Annotated in this window: 24 protein-coding genes; 15 read left to right on the forward strand and 9 right to left on the reverse strand. The window is 60.3% G+C overall.

Annotated features, from left to right (window positions below):
* Positions 1-30 precede the first annotated feature (30 nt).
* Complete coding sequence (gene hemE, locus RUH64_RS07830) at positions 31-1,086, reverse strand: uroporphyrinogen decarboxylase (protein WP_313812638.1); 1,056 nt, start codon at positions 1,084-1,086, stop codon at positions 31-33.
* 148 nt (positions 1,087-1,234) lie between these two features.
* On the opposite strand from hemE, the gene RUH64_RS07835 reads away from it, so the two are divergent.
* From RUH64_RS07835 to RUH64_RS07860, 6 genes are all read left to right on the forward strand, one after another.
* Positions 1,235-2,548 (forward strand): glutamyl-tRNA reductase, encoded by a 1,314-nt coding sequence (locus RUH64_RS07835; protein ID WP_313812639.1) that lies wholly within the window; start codon positions 1,235-1,237, stop codon positions 2,546-2,548.
* A 137-nt stretch (positions 2,549-2,685) separates the two neighbouring features.
* Positions 2,686-3,309, forward strand: a complete 624-nt coding sequence (locus tag RUH64_RS07840) for a TetR/AcrR family transcriptional regulator (RefSeq protein WP_313812640.1) — start codon at positions 2,686-2,688, stop codon at positions 3,307-3,309.
* Positions 3,310-3,374: 65 nt separating this feature from the next.
* On the forward strand, positions 3,375-3,596 hold the full coding sequence (locus RUH64_RS07845) for a DUF3107 domain-containing protein (protein ID WP_313812641.1): 222 nt from the start codon (positions 3,375-3,377) through the stop codon (positions 3,594-3,596).
* A 247-nt stretch (positions 3,597-3,843) separates the two neighbouring features.
* A complete protein-coding gene (locus tag RUH64_RS07850; RefSeq protein ID WP_313812642.1) occupies positions 3,844-5,310 on the forward strand; it encodes an RNB domain-containing ribonuclease in 1,467 nt (488 codons plus the stop codon).
* Between the two features lie 229 nt (positions 5,311-5,539).
* Complete coding sequence (locus RUH64_RS07855) at positions 5,540-7,150, forward strand: DEAD/DEAH box helicase (protein WP_313812643.1); 1,611 nt, start codon at positions 5,540-5,542, stop codon at positions 7,148-7,150.
* 148 nt (positions 7,151-7,298) lie between these two features.
* A complete protein-coding gene (locus RUH64_RS07860) occupies positions 7,299-8,105 on the forward strand; it encodes a site-specific DNA-methyltransferase (protein WP_313812644.1) in 807 nt (268 codons plus the stop codon).
* Here the strand turns inward: RUH64_RS07860 and RUH64_RS07865 are convergent.
* Complete coding sequence (locus tag RUH64_RS07865) at positions 8,102-8,947, reverse strand: PHP domain-containing protein (protein WP_313812646.1); 846 nt, start codon at positions 8,945-8,947, stop codon at positions 8,102-8,104. The genes RUH64_RS07860 and RUH64_RS07865 overlap by 4 nt on opposite strands.
* A gap of 65 nt (positions 8,948-9,012) precedes the next feature.
* Here RUH64_RS07865 and RUH64_RS07870 point away from each other — a divergent pair, with 65 nt between their 5' ends.
* Positions 9,013-10,560 carry an aminopeptidase P family protein gene (locus RUH64_RS07870; RefSeq protein WP_313812647.1) on the forward strand — a complete coding sequence of 516 codons (1,548 nt, stop codon included), beginning with the start codon at positions 9,013-9,015 and terminating at the stop codon, positions 10,558-10,560.
* A gap of 147 nt (positions 10,561-10,707) precedes the next feature.
* On the opposite strand, the gene RUH64_RS07875 is transcribed toward RUH64_RS07870, so the two are convergent.
* Positions 10,708-11,586 carry a general stress protein gene (locus RUH64_RS07875; protein WP_313812648.1) on the reverse strand — a complete coding sequence of 293 codons (879 nt, stop codon included), beginning with the start codon at positions 11,584-11,586 and terminating at the stop codon, positions 10,708-10,710.
* A 131-nt stretch (positions 11,587-11,717) separates the two neighbouring features.
* Here RUH64_RS07875 and RUH64_RS07880 point away from each other — a divergent pair, with 131 nt between their 5' ends.
* The 3 genes from RUH64_RS07880 to RUH64_RS07890 all read left to right on the forward strand — a co-directional run bounded on the left by RUH64_RS07880 (position 11,718) and on the right by RUH64_RS07890 (position 14,782).
* Positions 11,718-12,971 carry a magnesium transporter MgtE N-terminal domain-containing protein gene (locus tag RUH64_RS07880; RefSeq protein WP_313812649.1) on the forward strand — a complete coding sequence of 418 codons (1,254 nt, stop codon included), beginning with the start codon at positions 11,718-11,720 and terminating at the stop codon, positions 12,969-12,971.
* Positions 12,972-13,058: 87 nt separating this feature from the next.
* Positions 13,059-13,667, forward strand: a complete 609-nt coding sequence (locus RUH64_RS07885) for a DUF1003 domain-containing protein (RefSeq protein ID WP_313812650.1) — start codon at positions 13,059-13,061, stop codon at positions 13,665-13,667.
* A complete protein-coding gene (locus RUH64_RS07890) occupies positions 13,664-14,782 on the forward strand; it encodes a P-loop NTPase (protein ID WP_313812652.1) in 1,119 nt (372 codons plus the stop codon). Before RUH64_RS07885 ends, RUH64_RS07890 begins: the two co-directional genes overlap by 4 nt.
* A gap of 74 nt (positions 14,783-14,856) precedes the next feature.
* Here RUH64_RS07890 and RUH64_RS07895 read toward each other — a convergent pair whose 3' ends face one another.
* Positions 14,857-15,249, reverse strand: a complete 393-nt coding sequence (locus RUH64_RS07895) for a sec-independent translocase (protein ID WP_313812653.1) — start codon at positions 15,247-15,249, stop codon at positions 14,857-14,859.
* A gap of 64 nt (positions 15,250-15,313) precedes the next feature.
* On the reverse strand, positions 15,314-15,937 hold the full coding sequence (gene sigE / locus RUH64_RS07900) for an RNA polymerase sigma factor SigE (RefSeq protein WP_313812655.1): 624 nt from the start codon (positions 15,935-15,937) through the stop codon (positions 15,314-15,316).
* Between the two features lie 133 nt (positions 15,938-16,070).
* On the opposite strand from sigE, the gene RUH64_RS07905 reads away from it, so the two are divergent.
* Positions 16,071-16,730 carry a class I SAM-dependent methyltransferase gene (locus tag RUH64_RS07905; RefSeq protein ID WP_313812656.1) on the forward strand — a complete coding sequence of 220 codons (660 nt, stop codon included), beginning with the start codon at positions 16,071-16,073 and terminating at the stop codon, positions 16,728-16,730.
* 75 nt (positions 16,731-16,805) lie between these two features.
* Here RUH64_RS07905 and RUH64_RS07910 read toward each other — a convergent pair whose 3' ends face one another.
* The 3 genes from RUH64_RS07910 to RUH64_RS07920 all read right to left on the reverse strand — a co-directional run bounded on the left by RUH64_RS07910 (position 16,806) and on the right by RUH64_RS07920 (position 18,228).
* Positions 16,806-16,973, reverse strand: a complete 168-nt coding sequence (locus RUH64_RS07910; RefSeq protein WP_313812659.1) for a DUF3117 domain-containing protein — start codon at positions 16,971-16,973, stop codon at positions 16,806-16,808.
* Between the two features lie 126 nt (positions 16,974-17,099).
* Positions 17,100-17,444, reverse strand: a complete 345-nt coding sequence (locus RUH64_RS07915; protein WP_313812661.1) for a DivIVA domain-containing protein — start codon at positions 17,442-17,444, stop codon at positions 17,100-17,102.
* Positions 17,445-17,448: 4 nt separating this feature from the next.
* On the reverse strand, positions 17,449-18,228 hold the full coding sequence (locus tag RUH64_RS07920; protein ID WP_313812663.1) for a TIGR00730 family Rossman fold protein: 780 nt from the start codon (positions 18,226-18,228) through the stop codon (positions 17,449-17,451).
* 135 nt (positions 18,229-18,363) lie between these two features.
* Here RUH64_RS07920 and RUH64_RS07925 point away from each other — a divergent pair, with 135 nt between their 5' ends.
* From RUH64_RS07925 to RUH64_RS07940, 4 genes are all read left to right on the forward strand, one after another.
* On the forward strand, positions 18,364-19,137 hold the full coding sequence (locus tag RUH64_RS07925; RefSeq protein WP_396275998.1) for an amino acid ABC transporter ATP-binding protein: 774 nt from the start codon (positions 18,364-18,366) through the stop codon (positions 19,135-19,137).
* Between the two features lie 31 nt (positions 19,138-19,168).
* Positions 19,169-20,005 carry a glutamate ABC transporter substrate-binding protein gene (locus RUH64_RS07930; RefSeq protein ID WP_313812664.1) on the forward strand — a complete coding sequence of 279 codons (837 nt, stop codon included), beginning with the start codon at positions 19,169-19,171 and terminating at the stop codon, positions 20,003-20,005.
* Between the two features lie 101 nt (positions 20,006-20,106).
* Complete coding sequence (locus tag RUH64_RS07935) at positions 20,107-20,787, forward strand: amino acid ABC transporter permease (protein ID WP_313812666.1); 681 nt, start codon at positions 20,107-20,109, stop codon at positions 20,785-20,787.
* Positions 20,784-21,611 carry an amino acid ABC transporter permease gene (locus RUH64_RS07940; RefSeq protein WP_313812668.1) on the forward strand — a complete coding sequence of 276 codons (828 nt, stop codon included), beginning with the start codon at positions 20,784-20,786 and terminating at the stop codon, positions 21,609-21,611. The genes RUH64_RS07935 and RUH64_RS07940 overlap by 4 nt, the downstream gene beginning before the upstream one ends.
* 69 nt (positions 21,612-21,680) lie before the next feature.
* Here RUH64_RS07940 and dapE read toward each other — a convergent pair whose 3' ends face one another.
* Complete coding sequence (gene dapE / locus RUH64_RS07945; protein ID WP_313812670.1) at positions 21,681-22,760, reverse strand: succinyl-diaminopimelate desuccinylase; 1,080 nt, start codon at positions 22,758-22,760, stop codon at positions 21,681-21,683.
* Positions 22,761-22,836: the final 76 nt, after the last annotated feature.

Raw genomic sequence — 22,836 nt, forward strand, 5'->3', positions numbered from 1 at the left:
GCCTGTAGTTCCTAGCTTAGTCCGCTGGTCCTACAGCGAATGAATGAGCTCGACCACCTTGGTCAGCACCGCGGGGTCAGTGGTCGGCGGAACTCCGTGGCCCAGGTTCACCACATGGCCGCGCGCACCTTCACCGGCGGCAACCACCTGGCGCACATGGGCTTCGAGCACCTCCCACGGTGCGGCAAGCAGCGCCGGGTCGATATTTCCCTGCACCGACACACCGGTGCCCAGTCGTTCGATGGCGGTGTCCAGCGGGATCCGGTAGTCGACGCCCACGGTGTCCACACCCACGTCGCGCATCGCGGTGAGCAGCTCGCCGGTGCCGGTGCCGAAGTGGATCAGCGGTACGCCGAGCTCGCGGACGAAGTCCAGCGCGCGCGATGAATAGGGTGCGACGTACTTCTGGTAGTCGGGCAGCGAGAGCGAACCGGCCCAGGAGTCGAAGAGCTGTGCGGCGGAGGCCCCGGCCTCTACCTGTGCGCGCAGGAACTTGCCCGACGCGTCGGCGGCCCATTTCATCAATCCGTCCCAGACCTTGGGGTCGGTGTGCATCATGGTGCGCGGGCCCAGGTGGTCGCGGCTTGGCTTGCCCTCCACCATGTAGGCGGCCACGGTGAACGGCGCGCCGGCAAAACCGATCAGCGGGGTGCTGCCCAGTTCGGCGACCGTCAATGCCACCGCCTGGCGGATCGGTTCCAGCGACTCATCGGTCAGCTCTGGAAGGTTCGCCACCTGTTCCTTGGTGCGGATCGGGGTGTCGAGCACCGGGCCAACTCCCGGGACGATGTCTACGCCGATGCCCGCAAGACGCAGCGGGATCACAATGTCGGAGAAGAAGATGCCCGCGTCGACCTTGTGACGCCGCACCGGCTGGAGAGTAATCTCACTTGCCATGGCTGGGTCCAGGCATGAATCAAGCATGCTCACACCTTCGCGCAGCTTCATGTACTCGGGCAGGGAACGGCCTGCCTGACGCATAAACCACACCGGGTGGTGGGACGGCTTGCGGCCGGTCAAGGCCTGGATCAACGCGGAATCTTGGGTACGTCCATCGATCATCGGATGGTTCTGCGACAGAGTCATGCTTCAATTCTGCCAACTGTTGCTCGCAAAAGCCCATTTGACGCCAACTTGTTCACGCAATGGTGAGCCATATGACCCCTCTCAGACCTGCTGTCTTAGGCAAACCTGCGTTGTTTTACAACCCATAGAAGATTATTCTTGGGACATTGTGGTTTTCTTTTCTCTTGTCGCATCGCATTCGCAGCTCGACCTTGAGACCGTGGCACAAATTAGCGCCTCGGCCAGCGGGCTGGCCGCTGCCTCCGTTAACGACTCGACCGCCATCAACGGCGCGGTCGTGTTGGCTACCTGCAACCGTTTTGAGGTGTACGCAGACGTCGAGAACGTCGAGGATGCCGCCGCGCACCTGGTCAACCAGCTCGCAGACAGTGCAGATCTGCAGGCAGATTTCCTGGCTCGGCAGCTCACCGCGCTGGAAGGCGACTCGGTCATCGAGCACCTGTTCTCGGTGGGTGCCGGACTTGATTCGGCGGTAGTCGGCGAACGTGAAATCGCCGGACAGGTCCGCCGGGCGCTGACCCAGGCTCAACAGGAAAAAACCACCACCAGCGGCCTGACCAGACTCTTCCAAAACGCCACCCGCGCCGCCAAGGACGTGGGCACCAATACCAACCTAGGATCCCAGGGCAAGTCGGTCGTTGCAGTGGCGCTCGACCTCGCCGAAGAACTGACCGACGAAAACACCGCCTGGGCCGAACAGGACGTTGTGCTCTTCGGCACCGGATCCTACGCCGGAGCCACCATGGCCCTGCTCAAGGAGCGCGGCGTCGAGCGCATCTCGGTCTATTCCAGCTCCGGACGCGCGGCCGAATTCACCGCCAAGCGCGGCGGCTTTCCACTGACCGAAGAGCTGCTCCCCCAGGCCCTGCGCGAGGCCGACATCATCGTTGGCTGTTCCGGCGGCGGACACCGCCTTGACCGCAGCTTCCTTGAACAGGTCAGGGTGAAGAACCATCCACTGGTGGCCATCGACATGGCCCTGTCCCATGACTTCGACCCGGCGCTCGTGGAAATGGCCGACGTCAACCTGATTACCCTTGAGTCGGTGCGCATGGCGGCCCCCACCGATCAGGCGCTGGCGGTTCACGCCGCAAGCCGGATCGTGAAGAAAGCGGCCAAAGAGTTCTCCAATGCACAGCGCGAACGCGAGGCAGACTTCGCCATCGTCGCCCTGCGCCAGCACACCAAGGCGGTCTTGGATGCCGAAGTTGCCAAGGTCCGGGCGCAGCACGGCTGCACCGCCGCCGCTGAAGAAGTTGAACTTGCCATGCGGCGCATGATGCGCCAGCTGCTGCACATCCCCACCATGCGCGCCCGCGAATTGGCGGCCGAGGGACGTACCGCTGACTATGTCGCTGCCCTTGAAACCCTGTACGGCTTGGAACTGAACGAGCCCGAAGAGCCCAAGGCGGCGCCCCTGCCCGCCGAATGCCCAGCCGACGCAGAGACCCGGTCCGCGTAGCCTTCCACGAAACTTTCGTGACGAATTCCACATTATTCGTGAAGCGTGGAATACTACTTGCAAGTAGGCCCCGTAATCCGCGAAATGCAAGATGACGTGGACGGGGCCGCGAAGCAGGTGGAAAGGTCGTAGACGTCATGGGTGAAATAGAAACGCTCAAAGGCAAACGCACACAACGGATGCCACGAGAAGCGCGTCGCCGACAGCTTCTACAAGCAGCCCATCAAGTTTTTGTAGCCAACGGCTACCACGGGGCATCGATGGATGAAATCGCCGAGGTTGCCAAGGTATCCAAGCCAGTGCTCTATCAGCACTTCCCGGGCAAACGCGAGCTCTACCTGGCGCTGCTCGATTCCCACCTTGCAGATTTCAGCAAGCAACTCGATGACGCAATCCGCTCCACCAGCGACAACCGACAGCGCGTCTTCGCCACCATCAACACGTACTACCGGTACATCAAGAGCGAATCCCAGGCCTACCGGCTGATCTTCGAATCGGATGTACTTTCCGATCCGCTGATCGCTGCCCGCATCGAAGAGTTCAACAACAACTTGGCGACGTCGATCTCGCGCGTGGTGGTTGAGGACACCGACCTGAACGAGGAGGAGGGGCTGCTCGCCGGTCGTGCACTGGCTGGCCTCTCGCAGGTATCGGCACGCTACTGGGCCACCACCGACGACGCGGTGGACCAGCACACTGCGGTGGATTTGATTTCCCGTTTAGCTTGGCGCGGAATTTCTCAGTTCCCCAAGGAAAAGTAGCTAAGTTAAAGACAGAGAGCCCTCGAAGCAGGGCGCAGCATCTTTGGAGAGGATCACCAAGAATTATGGAAATCCGCATTGGCATTGCGAATGTTGCCCGCGAAGTCGTACTAGAGTCCGAGCTGAGCAACGCAGAAGTCAACGAACAGGTTGCCAAGGCTATTGCCGAGGGTTCGGTACTCTCGCTCAAGGATCCAAAGGGCCGCGAAGTTCTTATCCCAGCCGCAGGCATCGCCTACGTTGAGGTCGGTCCCGAAGAGGTCCGCCGCGTCGGCTTCGCACAGTAGCAGCAGCTGCCGCAATACAGACAAGAGTCATCGGCTGATGACCACCGACCGGTGGTCATCAGCCGATCACTTTTTTAGTGCCTACGAAGCTGAACAGCTCGAGGATTCCTTCGTTGTTACCTCATGAGCCGCCGGATCCTGCGATAAGCTCAAGCTCACCGGTGCATCTGCCAAGCGCTAGAGTGCTGGTGCTTGGGGTTCCACCTAAACCGTAGAGGTATCGCGTTGGCTGAAAGGCAGGAGGCAGATGATCGAACGAAGCATTCGTCGTCCGCAGAACGTCCCCACCCCGGACCTTGCGGCGCTACTGCACGAACTTGAGGCAGAGTTTGATGTGCCCGCAGACTTTGCAGCAGAAGCACTTCACGCAGCGGAACGGGCTGTCGAAGACCTTGAGCTGCCCGAGAACGACGACACCGATATCCCCTTCTTCACCATTGACCCGCTCGGCGCCACCGATCTCGACCAGGCGATGTATCTGGAACGGACCGATTCGGGGTACCTGGTCCACTACGCAATCGCCGACGTCCCTGCATTTGTTGAATTGGGCGGCATCCTCGATGAGGTCTCGCGCCGGCGCGGCCAGACCTTTTATTTGCCGCAGCGCAAAATCACGCTCTATCCCCCGCTGATTTCCGAAGACCAAGGCTCCCTGCTTCCCGAAAAGCTGCGCAGGGCATTTCACTGGAAAATCTGGTTGGATCCAGACGGCTCCCTGGACAGGGTCGAGCTGACCCGTACTACGATTCGTTCACGGGCCCAATTGGATTATGAATCGGCTCAGGCGCAATTCGATGCGAACCGTGGCGGCGAACAGCTAGCGCTGTTGGCGGAAATCGGCACCGCACGCCTCACCCAGGAACGCCTGCGCGGCGGGGCGTCGCTGAGCCTGCCGGATCAGGAAATCGAACCAGACGGTCAGGGCTATAAGCTCGTGAGCCGCACGCCCCTGCCGTTGGAAGAATTCAACGCACAGATCTCTTTGGTGACCGGCATCGGCGCCGCCCGGCTCATGCTTGCCGCTGGTGTGGGTATCCTGCGCACCATGCCAGCGCCGGATCCCAAGGATCAAGAAGCCTTCCGTGTGCAGGCCTCCCTGCTCGGACGCCCGTGGCCTCAAGACCTCAGCTACGGCGAATACCTGCACGCCCTGGAGCTGGAGGATCCAAAACAGCTTGTCATCATGCATCGGGCGGCTTCGCTGTTCCGCGGGGCCGACTATCAAATCATCAACGGTCAAGATGAAGCAGAGCTCATTCAGGCGGCATTGGCCGCTCCCTATACGCACACCACCGCCCCGCTGCGCCGCCTGATCGATAGATTCGCGCTGCTCACCTGCCATCTCATCTCCACCGGGACGCCGATCCCCGGACAGCTGCGCAGCGCCATGGCCGAGCTGCCAGAACTCATGCGAGCAAGCTCCGCCGCAGCCAACCGAGCCAGTCGAGCTGCTGTTGACCTGCTTGAGGCGTACACCATGCAGCACCGCGTCGGCGAACAGTTCGAGGCGATCGTGCTTTCAGGTTCAGCGGCCAACGGCGATTCAACCACGGGCAACGGCAAATCCAAAGCAGGGCAGTTGCAGTTGGTCAGCGAGCCGATCACCGGCAGCTTCACGGGTGCGGGCGAGCCGGGAACGTTGGTGAAGGTGAAGCTTGTTCTGGCTGATCCCAAGAGAAGAAAAATTCATTTCGAAGTTGTGGCTTCGAACTGACGAACAGTTGATTTCAAGCTGAACCAGTTATGCTGTCATTATCACTAAATAGGATGCCCGATCGCACAGGGCTGATATAACGACCAGTTACCTGATGACTTCCCAGCGGTCATCTTCAAGCGACGTCCACCGAATCAGGCGCGTTGCGTGCACAAAGCGATCGGCTCCGCTGGACCCGCACCGCAGGCTATGAGGCCCGGTGCCACAACGAAATGAGAACTCAGAGATCGTGAGCGAAACGACGCTAACGGCAGATGCTGCCGATACCCCCGATGAGAACACCGCCACCCAGGCGCCGCAGCAGAGCTTTGCAGACCTCAATGTCCGCGAAGACATCGTCGCTTCCCTGCTCGAAGCGGGAATTGAATACCCCTTCCCGATCCAGGCGCTGACCCTTCCGGTGGCCCTGGGCGGCAACGACATCATCGGCCAGGCCAAGACCGGCACGGGCAAGACCCTCGGCTTCGGCATACCCGCCCTGCAGCGCGTGATCCGCGAGGGCGATGCCGGCTACGAAGGCCTCGAACACCCGGGAGCCCCGCAGGCGCTGATCGTTGCCCCAACGCGCGAACTGGCCATCCAGGTCGGCGCCGACCTTGCTGTGGCTTCAAAGCATTCGGGCATTCGCATCACCACCATCTACGGCGGCCGCCCCTACGACGAGCAGATCGCGGCCTTGAAGGCCGGCACCGATGTGGTCGTGGGCACCCCGGGGCGTTTGATCGACCTGAACCGCCAGCGCATGCTCAACCTGAAGCAGGTGCGCACCGTGGTTCTTGACGAGGCCGACGAAATGCTGGATCTGGGCTTCCTGCCCGACGTGGAGCGCATCCTTGCAGCGCTGCCCCCGGTACGCCAGGCAATGCTCTTCTCCGCCACCATGCCGGGCGCCGTGATCACCATGGCCCGCCGCTACATGTCCCGCCCGACGCACATCCGCGCGCAGGATCCGGAGGACGACGGCTCACTGACCAAGCGCAACATCCGCCAGCTGGTCTACCGCGCGCACAACCTGGACAAGGACGAGATGGTGGCCCGCCTGCTGCAGGCCGAGGGCCGCGGCAAGACCATCATCTTCACCCAGACCAAGCGTTCGGCGGCCAAGCTCTCCGATGAACTGGTGGACCGCGGCTTCAACGCCGGCTCGCTGCACGGCGACCTCGGCCAGGGTGCGCGCGAACAGGCGCTGAAGGCCTTCCGCTCCGGCAAGGTCGAGATCCTGGTAGCCACCGATGTGGCGGCCCGCGGCATCGACGTGGACGACGTCACCCACGTGGTGAACCTGCAGTGCCCCGACGATGAGAACACCTACCTGCACCGCGTCGGCCGTACCGGCCGCGCCGGCAACACCGGCACCGCGGTGACCCTGGTGGACTGGGACGATGTGCCGCGCTGGTCGCTGATCAACAAGGCCCTGGGCCTGAACGTGCCGGATCCGGTGGAGACCTACTCCTCATCGCCGCATTTCTTCGCTGACCTTGAGATCCCGAAGGGCACCAAGGGACGCCTGCCGCGCGCCAAGAAGAGCGCCGCCGCGGAGGGCGACGGCTCGCCGCGCGAGTCCTCCCAGCGCACCCCGCGCCGCCGCAACAACTCGCGCAGCCGCACCCGCACCGTGAACGGTGAGAAGCAGAACCGTGAGGATGCTTCAACGCAGGGCGGCGACCGCCACGGACACTCGAAGGGTAAGCAGGACCGCCCGGCCCGCGAGGCCGAGCGCCACCGCGAATCCCACCGTTCGGGCGAACAGTCGGGCTCAGCTGAAGAGGGTTCGGCGCAAGCACGCCGACGCCGTCCCCGCCGACGCACCCGCAGCACCGAAGGCGGAGCGCAGGACTAGCCTGCGTCCCCATCCGTATTTTTGAAAGGATCGAGTCCCTACGGTGCTTGTTCAACCCCAAGATCCACCGTTGTCTTCACCGGAAGACGGCGCTGAACCCTCGGTGTCGTCCCCGGCTGAAGAGAACACTGTGTTCTTTGGCGATAATATGTCTGTCCTTTCCGCCCTCCCGGATCAAAGCTTCACCTTGATCTACGTGGATCCGCCGTTTAACACCAAACGCAAGCAGACCCGTTCGGAGCGCACCATGGTGCGTGCCGAGGAGGGCGAGGGAACCCATGTGGGTTTCAAGGGCCGCAGCTACACCACCGAACTCGGCTTGGAGCGTTCCTACCATGACAGCTTTGACGACTACCTGAGCTTTATTGAACCGCGGCTGCTCCATGCCCACCGGTTGTTGGCAGAGGACGGCACCCTGTATGTGCACCTCGATTACCGCGAGGTGCACTACGTCAAGGTGCTGCTCGATCAGATCTTCGGCCGCGATTGCTTCCTGAACGAACTGATCTGGGCCTACGACTACGGTGGACGCGCCAAGAGCCGCTGGCCTTCAAAGCACGACACCATCTTGGTGTATGTGAAGAATCCGAAGAAGTACCACTTTGATTCGGCGGAGGTCGATAGGGAGCCGTATATGGCCCCGGGGCTTGTCACCGAGGAAAAACGGGCCAAGGGCAAGCTGCCCACCGACGTTTGGTGGCATACCATCGTCTCCCCCACCGGTAAGGAAAAGACGGGATATCCGACGCAGAAGCCCGAGGGCATCCTGCGCCGGATCGTCACAGCGTCCTCGCGCCAAAACGACTGGGTGCTCGATTTCTTTGCCGGCTCGGGCACCACGGGTGCAGTGGCCGCGAAGCTCGGCCGCAACTTTGTGCTGATCGACCAGAATCCTGAAGCCATCGAGGTCATGCGCCAGCGCCTGCCTGAGGGCACAAGGTACATCGAATCCTAGAGCAGGGCCCGGCTTCCGGTTCCCTGCTCCACAATCCGTTCAAGCATCTTCGGCTCGGTGAGATTCTCACCGAGCCGATTGAGCTTTCCGGTGCCGTGGTAGTCCGATGATCCGGTGACAATCAAATCGAAGCGCTCGGCCAGTTCAAGCAGCTCGTTCTTGCCCGCCTCGGTGTTGTCCCGGTGATGCACCTCGACCCCGCCCAGACCCGCCTCGATCATCTCGTGAAAGGTCGAGTCGGGGACGACCCGACCACGCAGGGATGCCTTGGGATGGGCGAACACCGGTACGCCGCCGGCGGCGCGCACCAGCCGCACCGCCTTGGCGGGTGAAATCGCCGGATGCGACACATAGTAGCGCGAGCGGGAAGAGAGCATATTGGCAAAGGCCTCATTGCGGTGCGCGACGACTCCCGCAGATACCAGGGCGTCGGCAATATGGGGGCGGCCCACGGTGGCTCCCGGCTGGCAGTGCGCCGCCACCAGGTCCCAGGAAATCGGATAGTCTTCCGCGAGTCGTTCGACGATGCGCTGGGCGCGCACAATGCGAGAATTGCGGGAAATTTCAAGTTCGTCCAACAACAGCTGGTAATTGGGATCCTGCAGGTATGACAGCAGGTGGACGCTGATCCCGTGCTGATCCTGGCAGGTGATTTCCATGCCGGGGACGAAGCCAATGCCAAGCCGCTTCGCAGCATCTCGTGCCTGCTCCCAGCCGCTGGTCTGATCGTGATCGGTCAATGCAACTACATCCAGGCCGGCCGCCGCGGCGGCGGCGATCAGCTGGGCTGGTGTTTCCGTGCCGTCGGAGACATTTGAATGAGTGTGCAGGTCGATACGCATACTCTAGGTTATCCTGAGCGCTGATTCTTTGGCGGCATACAGCAGATGGTGACACACTGGAAGCTATGACCAATCAAGTTTCATCGCCTTCGGGCAGCGACCAGCCATTGGAAGACCGAGTGAATAACCGTTCCCAGCGTCCTACCTCTGAATCTTTCAAGCAGTTCATGGCCTCCTCATGGGCCGCTGATACCTCCCAGCTTCCCGCCGAAGACCCGGCAGCAAGCTATGCAGCAGCCCGCCGCGCCAAGCTGTCCTCGGCTTTCCCGGGCGAACGTCTGGTCATCCCCGCCGGCCCGCTGAAGGTCCGCTCGAATGACACCGACTACCGCTTCCGCCCCCATTCGGCCTTCGCGCACCTCACCGGCCTGGGCGTTGACCACGAGCCCGACGCGGTGTTGATCCTGGAGCCAACCGACGACGGCGCGGGCGACGGCGGCAGCAACCATGCAGCCACCTTGTACTTCGCACCGATGGCCGGCCGCGACAGCTCGGACTTCTACCTTGATTCCCGCTCCGGCGAATTCTGGGTGGGCCCGCGCCCTACCCTGAGCACCATGTCCGCCCGCACCGGCATGCCCACCGAATCCCTGGAGCAGCTGGAACTTGCGATCACCAAGAACTCCGGCCCGCAGGCCCTGGGCGGCACCCGCATCCGCCTGCTGCGCGCGGTGGATTTGAACGTCGAGGCGCTGGTCGACACCTCGCGCATCAACACCAGCCAGGACCTTGAGGCATCCGACGCGCTGGACAACCAGCTCTCCGAATTCGTCTCCGAACTGCGCCTGATCAAGGACGCCTATGAGGTGGCAGAGCTGCGCAAATCGGTCAACGCCACCATCGTGGGCTTCGAGGACGTAGTACGCAGCCTGGACAAGGCCGTCGCCCACGAACGCGGAGAACGCGTCGTCGAGGGTGCATTCTTCGCCCGCGCCCGCCTTGAAGGCAACGACCTGGGCTATGACACCATCGCCGCCTCGGGCAACAACGCCACGATCCTGCACTGGATCCGCAACAACGGTGCCGTCAACGAGGGCGAGGTGCTGCTGCTGGATGCCGGCGTGGAGGCAGACTCGCTGTACACCGCTGATATCACCCGCTCCATCCCAGTTTCCGGCAAGTACACCGAGGTCCAGCGCCGCGTCTACGAAGCCGTGCTCGACGCAGCCGACGCCACCTTCGCCGCGGTCAAGCCGGGCCTGAAGTTCCGCGACCTGCACCAGATCGCCACCCGCGTACTGGCCGAGCGCCTGTCCGAGTGGGGCATCCTGCCGGTATCTGTAGAGGAAGCGATGGATCCCGAAGGCCAGCAGCACCGCCGCTGGATGCCGCACGGCACCAGCCACCACCTGGGCCTCGACGTGCACGACTGCGCCCAGGCGCGCAGCGAGCTGTACCTAGATTCGGTGCTGGAAGAGGGCATGGTCTTCACCATCGAGCCGGGCCTGTACTTCAAGAAGGAAGATCTAGCGATCCCCGAAGAGTACCGCGGCATCGGCGTGCGCATCGAGGATGACATCCTGGTCACTGCCGACGGCGCCGAGTCGCTCAGCGCAGCCCTGCCGCGCACGGCGGACGACGTCGAGGCATGGATGGCACAGCTGCGCGGCTAGCAGCAGCTTCCAGCCGCAGGCAACGGTCGGCCACCCAGCACGGGTGGCCGGCCGTTGCCTGTTTAATCGCGCCACGCAGTAGATACAGCCCAGGCCCTCAGCAATCTGCTGAGGGCCTGGGCTGGTCGTGAATCTGCGGAAGGGAAGCTAGGCGTCCTTGTTGCCCTGCTCATCCTTTGTCTCGGCCTGTTCCGGGGCATCTGCCGGGGCTGACGGCGCGGAGGCCGGCTGGCTGACGGTTGGTTCTTCCTGGGCAAGATTCGGGGCGGGCCGCGCCTGGTTGTCCTGGGCTGCGCCCTCCTGAGCAGGCTGAGCAGGCTGAGCAGGCTTGGCCTCCGGGGCTTCGGCAGGGGTGGTCTCCACGCGGACTCCGTAACGCGGGCGGCCGTCCGGCAGGTCGGGGAACTGGCCGTTCGGGCCGTCCTTCTTCGCTTCGGGCTGCGCCGGAGCGGCGGTCCCCTGCGCCGGGGCGGCCGGTTGTGCCGGCGCCTGCTGCGCCATCGGCTGCTGCACCGGTGCGCTCGGCATCGGCTGCTGCGGGCGCATCGGCAGCTGGGAAGCCAGCGTGCGGGCGGCCTGCGCGTGCTCAAAATCGACCACTACGTCAAAGCTGGTGGCGACGAATTGGCTGGAGGAAGCGAAGTCGCGCTTGCCTCGACGGGTGGAGTAGCTGATCACCCCGGCGATCATCCAGATGGCCATGCCCAGACCGACGGCCGAAAGAATCTGGTAGACACCGTTGTTGCCGCCGGTAAACAAGGACATGAGAAGGCCGACGAACAGGCCCATCATGGCACCCTGTGCGGCGCCGGCCAAGGCAACCTTCGGATAGGAGAGCTTGGCAGTCACGCGTTCAACCGTGCGAACGTCATTGCCGACGATGGTCACCGAAGCCACCGGGAAGTCGTTGTCGGCAAGGTAGTCGACAAGCTTCTGGGCGTCGAGGTAACTGGTGTAGCGACCCAACAGCTCACCGCGTGGCAGTCCGTTGGCGCTGATCGAATTTACTCCTTGTGGCGAGGTCATACTTATATTGTGCATTGGATTGCTGTGATTGCGCCCAGTTGTGAAGCCGGGATCACTGTGGGCGAAAGAAACCTTGGCATCATGTGTCCCTGCGCACCGCAACTATCGGCTGTGCACGATAACCTAGAAGGGTGAGCGCTCAAGTGTCTAAAATCTTCGTCGCCCGTCTGCTCGGGCTTGACGTCTTCGACCCCTTGGGCGACCGCCTAGGACGCTTACGCGACGTCGTGGTGGTCTCCCGCGGCCCCAAGAAAGCCCCTGCCTGTGTCGGTTTGGTGGTGGAAGTCCCCGGAAAACGCCGAGTCTTCGTTCCGATGACCCGCATCCAGTCCATGGAGTCCACACAGATCATCTGTTCCGGCCTGGTGAATATGCGCCGTTTCCAGCAGCGCGGCCAGGAGACCCTGATCGTTGCCGAAATGTTCGACCGCGTCATCACCTTCGTGGACGGCAGCGGCAAGGGCGTCATCGAAGACATCGGCCTGACCCAGACTCGCCGCGGCGACTGGGAGATCAACGAGTACTACGTCCAGCGCGGCGAGGCCAGCACCTCGCTGCTGGGCCTGCGCAGCCGCAAACGCGACAAGGTTTTGGTGTCTTGGGATGACATCCGCCACGGCCAGCGCAGCGAACCGCAGGCGGCAGATACCTTCGTGGCCACCCACGATGACATGAAGGCCGCCGACTTCGCCGACGCCCTGCATGAAATGAATGAAAAGCGCCGTCTTGAAATTGCCGCGCACCTGCAAGATGAGCGACTGGCAGATGTGCTTCAGGAACTCCCCGACCGCGAACAGGTACAGATCCTCTCCGCGCTGGGCCTGGAACGCGCCGCCGACGTGCTGGAGGAAATGGATCCGGACGACGCCGCCGACCTTTTGGCCGAGGTGTCCGAGGAAACCAAGCACCAACTGCTGGATTTGATGGACGAGGACGAGGCGAAGGACGTACGCCGACTGCTGGCCTATCCGGAAGGCACCGCCGGTTCGATCATGACACCCGTCCCGGTGATCCTCACCCCTGAATCCACCGTGGCGGAAGCCCTGGCCTCCGTGCGCCTGGAGGAACTCTCCCCCGCGCTGGCATCAACCGTCTTTGTGGTTCGCCCGCCCCTGGAAACCCCGACCGGCCGCTACCTGGGCCAGGTCCATATTCAGGCGCTGCTGCGTACGGCCCCTCCCAATCCCTTGGGCGACATCTTGGATACCGAGCTGGAGCCGATGTCAGATCTTGCAGACATTCAAGAAGTGGTCCGCCACCTGGCCACCTACAACCTCACCAGCGTTGGGGTAACCAACAAGGAAGGCCGGCTGGTCGGCGCCATCACGGTTGACGACGTGCTCGATCACATCCTTCCCGACGATTGGCGTTCCCAGGACGCCTAAAACTTTCGAACCGCGCTAGCGGTTCGCCCTCCCTGCCCAGGTGCGGGGCATGCAATGCAGAGAACAGCAGCAAAGGAGTTCACCGGTATGGCTGAACAGCGCAAGACTAGTGGCTTGGACACTCCCCTTGCAGCCCGTAAACGCTTCTGGCCGAAGTTCTCCCCCGACCCGGACGCCTTCGGGTCCACCACCGAGAAGTTCGCCCGGTTCATGGGCACCCCGCAGTTCCTGCTCTACATGACGGTGTTCTGTGCCTTCTGGCTGATCTGGAATACCTACGCCCCGGTACAGTGGCGCTTCGACGATGCGACCATCGGTTTCACCGCCTTGACCCTGATGCTCTCCCTGCAGGCTTCCTACGCCGCGCCGCTGTTGCTGCTCGCGCAGAACCGTCAGGACGACCGTGACCGTGTGGCCCTGACCGAAGACCGGGCCCGCGCCGAACGCAATCTTTCGGACACCGAATACCTCACCCGTGAGCTTGCGGGCCTGCGCCTGGCACTGCGCGATGTAGCCACCCGCGACTATGTCCGCTCCGAGCTGCGCAATGTTTTGGAAGAGCTGCTGGAAACAGCCGACGGTGAAGAGCTGAACCTCCGGGCTAAACGTAAGAACAAGGGCGGTACTCCGCAGACCGGGCTGATCGAAGTGGTGCAGCCTGGCCAAGGTACTAATCGAAAGAATGACCAGAAGTGAGCGCAGCTGAGCAGATTTCCCATGACCGGCTGATTCAGGCGCTGAACTCGGTCATCGACCCCGAACTTCGCAAGCCCATTACCGAGCTGGGCATGGTGGCGGATGTCGACGTGCAGGATTCCACCGCGGCGGCCAAGATCCTGCTGACGGTGGCCGGATGCCCCCTGCGCACAACCATCGAGAACGATGTGCGCGAGGCACTGCTTGAACTAGACGGCGTCGAGCAGGTCACGGTGGAATTGGGTGTCATGGATCCGCACCAGCGGGCAGCACTGCGCGAGCAGCTGGCAAGCCGCCGCACCCCCTTCTCCGACCCCGCCTCGCTCACCCGCGTCATCGCCGTGGCCAGTGGCAAGGGCGGCGTGGGCAAATCTTCGATCACCGCGAACCTAGCCACCGCGCTGGCCGCCCAGGGCCTGAAGGTGGGATTGATCGACGCGGATGTACACGGCTTCTCCATCCCCTCGCTGATGGGCATCACCCAGAAGCCCACACGGGTGGACGACATGATCCTGCCTCCGGTGGCCCACGGGGTCAAGGTCATTTCCATCGGCATGTTCTTGGATTCTAATCAGCCGGTGATCTGGCGAGGTCCGATGCTGCATCGCTCCCTGGAGCAGTTCCTTTCGGATGTCTACTTCGGCGATCTAGACTTTTTGTTCCTCGACCTTCCACCTGGCACCGGAGACATGGCGATTTCAGTCTCCCAGCTGCTGCCCAATAGCGAACTGCTGGTCATCACCACCCCTCAGTCGACCGCCACCGAGGTGGCAGAGCGTGCGGGGACCATTGCGCTGCAGACCAAGCAAAAGGTCATCGGCGTCGTGGAAAACATGAGCTACCTGCAGCTTCCGGATGGTTCGCGCATGGAAGTCTTCGGTTCCGGCGGAGGAGAGAAGCTCAGTGAGTCTCTCAGCGCGCAGCTGGGCTACCCGGTGCAGTTGCTTGCCCAGCTTCCATTGGAAGAGTCGGTGCGCGTGGGTTCAGATCAGGGCTTGCCCGTGGTCCTGAGCAACTCCGTGGCTCCGGCGGCGCAGGCGCTGCAGGATCTGGCCGCCCGATTGGGAAGTCAACCCCGCGGATTGGCCGGACGTTCACTACCCCTTTCGGTGTAGCTGGCAGATCTTAATACAGGAAAATCCCGTCCACGTGGACGGGATTTTCCTGTATTTAAGTGTGGAGGCAGATTCTAGGTGGCCTCATTGTCAAAGGGCGCAGCCTCGTTGACCGCCAGTGGAGCCTGGGTCAAAGCTTGAGTCGCAATGGCTGTGCGCACCGGCGCCGGCTCGGGCTTGCCCTTGGCTGCATTCAAAGCGTCGTCAAAATCGTCAACGAGCGCTTCTTTGATGATGCGTCGCGGATCGTATTGCCGTGGGTCAAGCTTGCGCCAATCCATGTCGGCGACCTCGTCGCCGACTTCTTCACGCAGTTGCTCCTTGGCACCATTGGCCATGCGGCGAACTTCTTTAACCAAATTCGCCAGTTTTTTGGCATACTCGGGAAGTTTCTCGGGGCCAAGAATGACTACCGCGAGGATGGCGAGAATAATAAACTCGCCACCATTTATACCTAGAAAATCCACGTAATTAAGATTACCTTGTCCAAATCAAACAGGCTAAGCCGGAACGCCTCAGCGCGTCGAAATACTACCCCTGTGCAGCAACACGTCGGCCGAGCGGCAGCAGCGGCAATGAAGTGGTTTTCGGTGCCCGAATCGCAGGATTCCGGTGCGCCAGTGCATCCCGGAGCATCGCGCGGCCGCGGTGGATACGCGAGCGGACGGTACCTAATTTCACATCAAGGATTTGTGAAACTTCCTCATATGAGAAGCCTTCAAGATCGCACAAGACGATGGCCGCGCGGAATTCTGGACTCAGTGCCTTCAGCGCCGCCTGCACATCGACATCAAGGTTGTTGAATTCAAAGTAGCGTTCGGGAGAAGGGGCGGTACCGGGCATCCGATCTTCTGCACCTTCGGCGAAACGATCGAAGCGGATCTTGCTCTTGCGCCGCGCCTGATCCAGGAAAAGGTTAGTGGTGATGCGGTGCAGCCACCCGCCCATCGTTCCAGGGGTGTAACCGTCCAGGGCGTTGAATGCACGAACGAAGGCCTCTTGGGATAGGTCTTCGGCGTCTTGGCGGTTGCCGGTCAGCCGGTAGGCCAACCTGAATACCTGTCCACCGTGTTCATTAACCATCTGATCCCACGACGGCACGGTGGTTTCCGGGTGCGTCAGGGTGGCAGTTGAGCCATTTCGTGTGCTGTTCACACTTAAATTATGTTCGTCCAAGCTGAGTTACAGCTAAGAATCGCCTGCGCAGCGGTTAGCAACCACGCCTTTGCGACGAACCGAAGTACGATTGATGTGTCCCGTTACGCACGATTTCAAGGACTTATCCTCAATGCCTTCGATGAATTCAGATCTTCTTGCGTCCTGGAGCTTTAGCCAGACCCAGGTTCATGAGAAGGAATCTGTCGCACCCCTCCGTGAACGTTCAGCAGATTTGGGGGTTCAGTGCATCGATCCTGCGGGACGATCAATGCTGCAGCTACTGTGCACCCTGCACAGGCCGAAGAACATCGTTGAAATCGGTTCGGGGGTAGGCGTTGCTTCCTTGGCGATGCTTGAGGTGCTGGGACGTGAGTCCACGCTGACAGCAATCGAGTCCAGCCTTGAACATGCCAACGCCATGCGCCAAGGTCTGCGCGAGGCCGGCGTCCCTTCAGCTCAGGCGCGAATTATTCATGAACGTGCGGAGAACGTCTTAGCACGCCTCGCGGATCACGCCTACGACATGGTGCTCATCGATGCTGGCGGAGAGCTGCTGCTTGAATATGTGGCCGAGGCCAAGCGGCTGATTGGCCCTTCCGGGGTCATCATCGTGAACAATGCCTTCGACCATCACAAATTACCGAAGCCAGCGGTGCGCCAAGCTTCGACCGTCGCTACTCGCGATGCATTGCGGATGCTGCGTGAAGATCCGCGCCTCATCACTCACCTGCTTCCCAGCGAGCAGGGGCTCTTCGTCGCTTCGCTGTTGCCAGCGGGCGTCCGCCGGTAGCATGGGGCAAACAAAAAGGACCGACGATCGTCGGTCCTTAATGGTGCAGCCCTTGAACTGGGCTGAGGATCATAGCTAGTCGGTAACCTCAACCAGGCAATTGCGCAGTTCGGTCGCTTCATCGTTGTTCAATTCAACGACAAGACGTCCACCGCCATCGATTGGCAGACGCAAAATCAGGCTTCGCCCTTCCTTGGTGACTTCCATTGGACCGTCGCCCGTGCGTGGCTTCATCGCAGCCATGTAAGCTATTCCCTTCGTCTATCGATTGTACGCAGCGCATAAATTTACTACGCGAACAATCTATTGCCTGGTTCTACTTCAATCTTATTATGTCTCTGAGTAGGGACCACTTACCTCTTATTATTGCTAATTTTGATCAGTGTCGCTAATCACACGCCGTGAACTCAGCTCACGAATTTCATTTTCGAGTCGGGTGATCTCCGCGGAAAGCACGTCCAAGGTATCGTCGACCTGGTCGCAGCGATAGCCCCTCAGGCCCAGTGAGAACTTCACTCGCTCGATGTCGGCTGCCCGAGGATGTTCCGGCAGCAGTACCGGCGGCAGGGAAGCCTGAGGCTCCGCCAGGCCCACAATCGGTTCCGAGACCACCTCGAAATGCCGACCCGAGTCGCTGATTTTTTGGTGCCGGGTGAGCAGCAACGCGGCGGCGCCGATCACCAGCAGGGCGAGAACAATAAGTAAGAATGGCACAGTATTATCTGCCTGCTAGTCGTTCGGCAGCCGCCTCGTTCATCGCTTTGAATACGATATCCACCGCTTCGTCGGGATCGTCGGTCAGCGTGAAGAGATCAAGATCTTCGGGAGAGATGCAGCGCTGCGTCGCCACGGTGTTTCTCAGCCACTGGACCAAGCCGCCCCAATACTCGGTGCCCACCAGAACAATGGGGAATGAGGTAATCTTCTTGGTCTGCACCAAGGTCAATGCTTCGAAGAGCTCGTCGAGCGTTCCGAATCCGCCGGGAAGCACAATGAAGCCCTGGGAGTACTTCACAAACATGGTTTTGCGCACGAAGAAGTAGCGGAAGTTCATCCCCTTGTTAACCCATGTGTTCAACCCGGTTTCAAAGGGAAGTTCGATGCCAAGCCCTACTGACAACCCATCCTTATCCGCCGCGCCCATGTTCGCAGCTTCCATGGCTCCCGGGCCGCCTCCGGTGATCGTGGTGACCCCGGCTTCCGCAAGACGCTGGCCGATGCGGTAGGCCTGTTTGTAATACGGGCTGTCGACGTCGGTCCGGGCGGATCCGAACACGGCAACGGCTGGTCCGGTGTCGGACATTGAACCAAAGCCGGAAACGAATTCGGATTGAATGCGTAATACGCGCCAGACATCGGTATGAGTGACGTCCTCTTGAGGGCTCTCCAGCAAGTAGTGGTCCAGCTGGTTTTCGGGCTTCTTCCCGGGCCAGCTGGCCTCTATATGCAGCTTGCGTCCGTCATGAGCGTTTTCTTCACTCTTTCGCTTATGAACCATAACTTCACTCTATCCGTTGAATCGATGATTTCAGGTCAAGTACGAAGTCTTGATTACGGAACAATTTCATAACAACTCACTGTGACCTGCTAGAAGTCTCGCGTTGCGCAGGTCACATCAAGTATTGTCTAAGCCATGAACAGCGATCATCAGGCAGAAGCATCTTCAGGCGGGCCAATTGTCCGTCTGGCTGGGGTCAATAAGCACTATGGGACGCTTCACGTCTTGAACGACATCAATCTGGATGTCGCCAAAGGCGAGGTCGTCGTGATCTTGGGACCTTCCGGCTCGGGCAAATCGACCCTGTGCCGAGCCATCAATCGATTGGAAACCATCGACGAAGGAACCATCACCATCGATGGCAAAACCCTTCCCGAAGAAGGCAAGGCACTGGCACGGCTGCGTGCAGATGTCGGCATGGTCTTCCAGTCATTCAACCTCTTCGCTCACAAGACGATTCTTGAAAATGTGACCCTCGGTCCCATCAAGGTCAAGGGCATAAAAAAGTCGGCGGCTGACAAGCTTGCCATGCAGCTGTTGGAACGGGTGGGTGTGGCAAACCAATCGGCCAAGCTCCCGGCGCAGCTCTCCGGCGGCCAGCAGCAGCGTGTCGCCATTGCCCGTGCACTGGCAATGAAGCCGAAAGTCATGCTCTTCGACGAACCAACCAGTGCGCTGGACCCGGAAATGATCAACGAAGTTCTGGACACCATGGTGTCGCTGGCCCGCGAAGGCATGACCATGCTCGTCGTGACCCACGAGATGGGATTTGCCCGCAAGGCAGCGGATCGGGTGATCTTCATGGCCGACGGGCAGATTGTCGAACAGGCCACCCCGGAAGAATTCTTCACAAACCCCCAAAGTGCGCGTGCCAAGGACTTCTTGAGCAAGCTCATTACCAACCACTAAGCATCATCACCGCTTCTTACTAGGAGGAACAATGCGGAAGAATCGTTTTGGAGCATTCGCTGCAATGGCTGCAGTGGCAGCGCTCACCCTGACCGCCTGCGGCGGTTCGGACTCTGGCTCCGAATCCAGCGCCGACAGTGACAGCGTGCGCATCGGCATCAAGTTCGACCAGCCGGGCCTCGGCTTCAAGGACGGCGACAAGTACACCGGTTTTGACGTTGACGTCGCGCGCTATGTAGCCAATGAACTGGGCTACAGCGAAGACAAGATCGAGTTCGTATCCGCCCCATCGGCAAACCGTGAAACCCTCTTGGAAACCAAGCAGGTTGACATGATCTTCGCTACCTACACGATCAACGACGCCCGCAAGCAGCGCGTTGCCTTCGCCGGCCCGTACTTCATCGCCGGCCAGGACCTGCTGGTTCGCGCAGATGACACCGCCATCACCGGCAAGGAATCGCTGGACGGCAAGAAGCTGTGCTCGGTGACCGGTTCGACCTCCGCCGAAAACGTGAAGAAAGACGTTCCCGGTGTGAACCTGGTTGAGCAGCAGGGCTATGCGGACTGCCTTGGCCTGCTGGAATCCGGCAGCATCGACGCCATCACCACCGATGACATCATCCTTGCCGGCCTTGCCGCCACCCCTGCCAACAAGGGCAAGTTCAAGGTGGTAGGCAACACGTTCTCCGAAGAACCATATGGTGTGGGTCTGAACAAGGAGAACGACAAGTGCGAGGCCATCAACACGGCGATCAAGAAGATGATCGACTCCGGCGAATGGAAGAAGGCCTTGGATAAGAACACCGAAGGCACCGGCTACAAGCCATCGGACCTCAACCCGCCGACCAAGTATGAAGCCTGCAGCTAATCCTTAGCACGTTCCACAACTACCGGTGCTGCACCTCGGTTCACCCTCAAGGTGCAGCACCCTTAGTTTCCAGCTCATCGATCCACCAAGGAGAATAAGCCGTGGAAGGCTACCTCAGTCTTTGGGAAGAATACGGTGCGCGCATCATGGAGTCCTTCTGGACCAACCTGCAGCTCACCTTCTGGGCGTTCCTAGCTTCAGCACTTTTGGGCACGATTTTGGCGATCATGCGTATTTCGCCGATCCCCAGCCTGCGCGCCTTTGGCACCGCCTACGTCAATATCTTCCGAAACACCCCACTGACGATTATCATGACCTTCGGTGTCTTGGTGCTTTTCGGTGTTTTTCAACTTCAACTCTCCGATGACTTCCAATTCAATTTTTTCCTGATTGCCATCATCGGTCTGACAATCTACCACGCAGCATTCTTCTGTGAAGCAATCCGCTCCGGCGTGAATACCGTTCCCCTGGGCCAGGCCGAGGCGGCCCGAGCCATCGGCCTTGGCTTCCTGCCGGCAGCCCGTATGGTGATCCTGCCGCAGGCATTCCGCGGCGCCGTGGTCCCCATCGGCAATGTATTGATCGCCCTGATCAAAAACACCACAGTTGCCATTGCCGGTTCGGTGGCCGAAATTTCCGGTCTGATGAAAACCATGATCGAGTACCGTGCCGATCAAGGCATCTTGATCTTCCTGACCGTAGCGATGATGTTCGTCATCATCGTGGTACCTATCGGCATGCTGGTGACCTGGCTGTCGAAGAAGCTGGCGGTGGCACGATGAGCGCACCTACTCGTTCAGTCCTCTTTGACGCCCCGGGGCCGAAAGCCCGCCGGCGCATCCTCATCATCAATATCATCGCCATTCTGGTGTTCATCGGCCTGTTCATCTATCTGCTCAAGGGCTTGCAGGCCGCCGGAGAGCTGGCACCCGAAAAATGGGATGTCTTCCTCGAAAGCACCATCTGGTCCAACTTCCTGTTGCCCGGACTTGAAATGACATTGAAGGCCGCGGCGATTTCGATCGTGACTTCGCTGCTCTTCGGTTTTATCTTCGGCATGGGGCGCCTGACGCATAACAAGATCATCAACGGTGTCAGCACCGTCGTGGTGGAATTCTTCCGCGCGGTTCCAGTCCTACTGATGATGCTGTTCCTGTGGATCATGCTCGCCAACAGCGGATGGATCGAATCCCAGCAGTCACCGTTCTACGCGGTAGTCATTGGCCTGACCCTGTACAACGGTTCGGTGATCGCCGAATTGATCCGTTCAGGTGTACACAACCTGCCCAGGGGCCAGCGCGAAGCCGGCATCGCCATTGGCCTGACCCATGGCCAGAGTCTTCGGATCATCGAGATCCCGCAGGCATTGACGGCCATGCTGCCGGCATTGATCAGCCAGTTCATTGTGATCTTGAAGGACTCGGCGCTGGGCTACATCATCAACTTCAACGAACTGTTGTTCAACGGCAAGTTGGTAGGAACCGGCAACTCGAACATGCTTCAAGCACTGGTGGTAGTTGCCGCGATCTTCATCATCCTGAACTTCGCACTGTCAAAACTTGCGTCCTGGGTATCCAGCCGACTGAGCTCTCGTTCCAAGGGGTAGGAACGCCGTATAAAAATGTGGGGAGCAGTTCAATATGAACTGCTCCCCACATTTTTGTGCTGTTTTCGGCTACTTGCTCAACCACGCCTGTAAGGTGGCAAGACAGTCGCGCACTGCCTGCTGCGGCACATGCTCGTCATCTGAATGCGCCAGCAGCGCATCCCCCGGACCGAAGTTCACTGCTGATATCCCTAGGGCGGAGAATCGTGCAACGTCGGTCCACCCGTACTTGGGCTTCGGTTCTTCTCCGAGCACCGCAATCAATTCGGCGGCAATTTCTTGATCCAGCCCTGGGCGGGCGCCATCGGCGCCATCGGTGCGCACCACATCGAAACCATCAAAAAGCTCGCGAACCACGGCTTCTGCCTGTTCCAGATTCTTGTCTGGTGCAAAGCGGTAGTTCACTTCGACTTCGCAGTAATCAGGGATGACATTGCCTGCCACTCCCCCGTTAATCCTTACCGCGTTCATTCCTTCGCGGAATTCCAGCCCCTCCACGGTGATGGTTCGCGGTTCATAGGCCGCCAACCGACTGAGCACCTGGCTCGCATCATGAATCGCGTTGTGTCCCATCCACGCTCGAGCAGAGTGAGCCGCCTGTCCGTGGGTGCGAACTAGGAACCGGCTGGTGCCATTACAGCCGCCTTCGACCGTGCCGTTGGTCGGTTCCAGAAGTATCGCAAAGTCCGCGCCGAGCAACTCGGGATTGTTGCGCGCCAGGCGGCCCAGGCCGGACTTCTCTGCTTCAACCTCTTCGTGGTCATAGAAGATGAAGGTGATGTCATGCTTCGGATCGGTCAGCAAGGCAGCCAGTGCCAACTGAACTGCCACACCGCCCTTCATATCGGTGGCACCACGACCATAGAGCACTCCGTCAATGACCTGAGACGGTACGGTGCCCTTGGATCCTTCGGTGCGCGGCAGCGGCACCGTGTCGATATGACCAGCCAAGACGACCCGTCGTTCTCGCCCAAGGTTCGTTCGCGCAACAAGTGCGTCTTCATCCCGGTGCACCTGCAGGTGTTCCAATTTGCCCAGCGCGGCAAAAATGAGATCCGCCAGTTGCTTCTCATTACCGGAGACCGATTCGACGTTCATAATCTCTTCGGTCAACACTGCAACATCTTGGCGCAGGTCTAGTTCATTCATCGGGGCCACTGTCCTACGTTTGGAGCTTCACTAGCTTGTCATTTTTAAACGTTACCGTGATCTGAAACGTTAAGAT

The organism is Glutamicibacter sp. (assembly GCF_032154645.1).
Lineage (GTDB): Bacteria > Actinomycetota > Actinomycetes > Actinomycetales > Micrococcaceae > Glutamicibacter.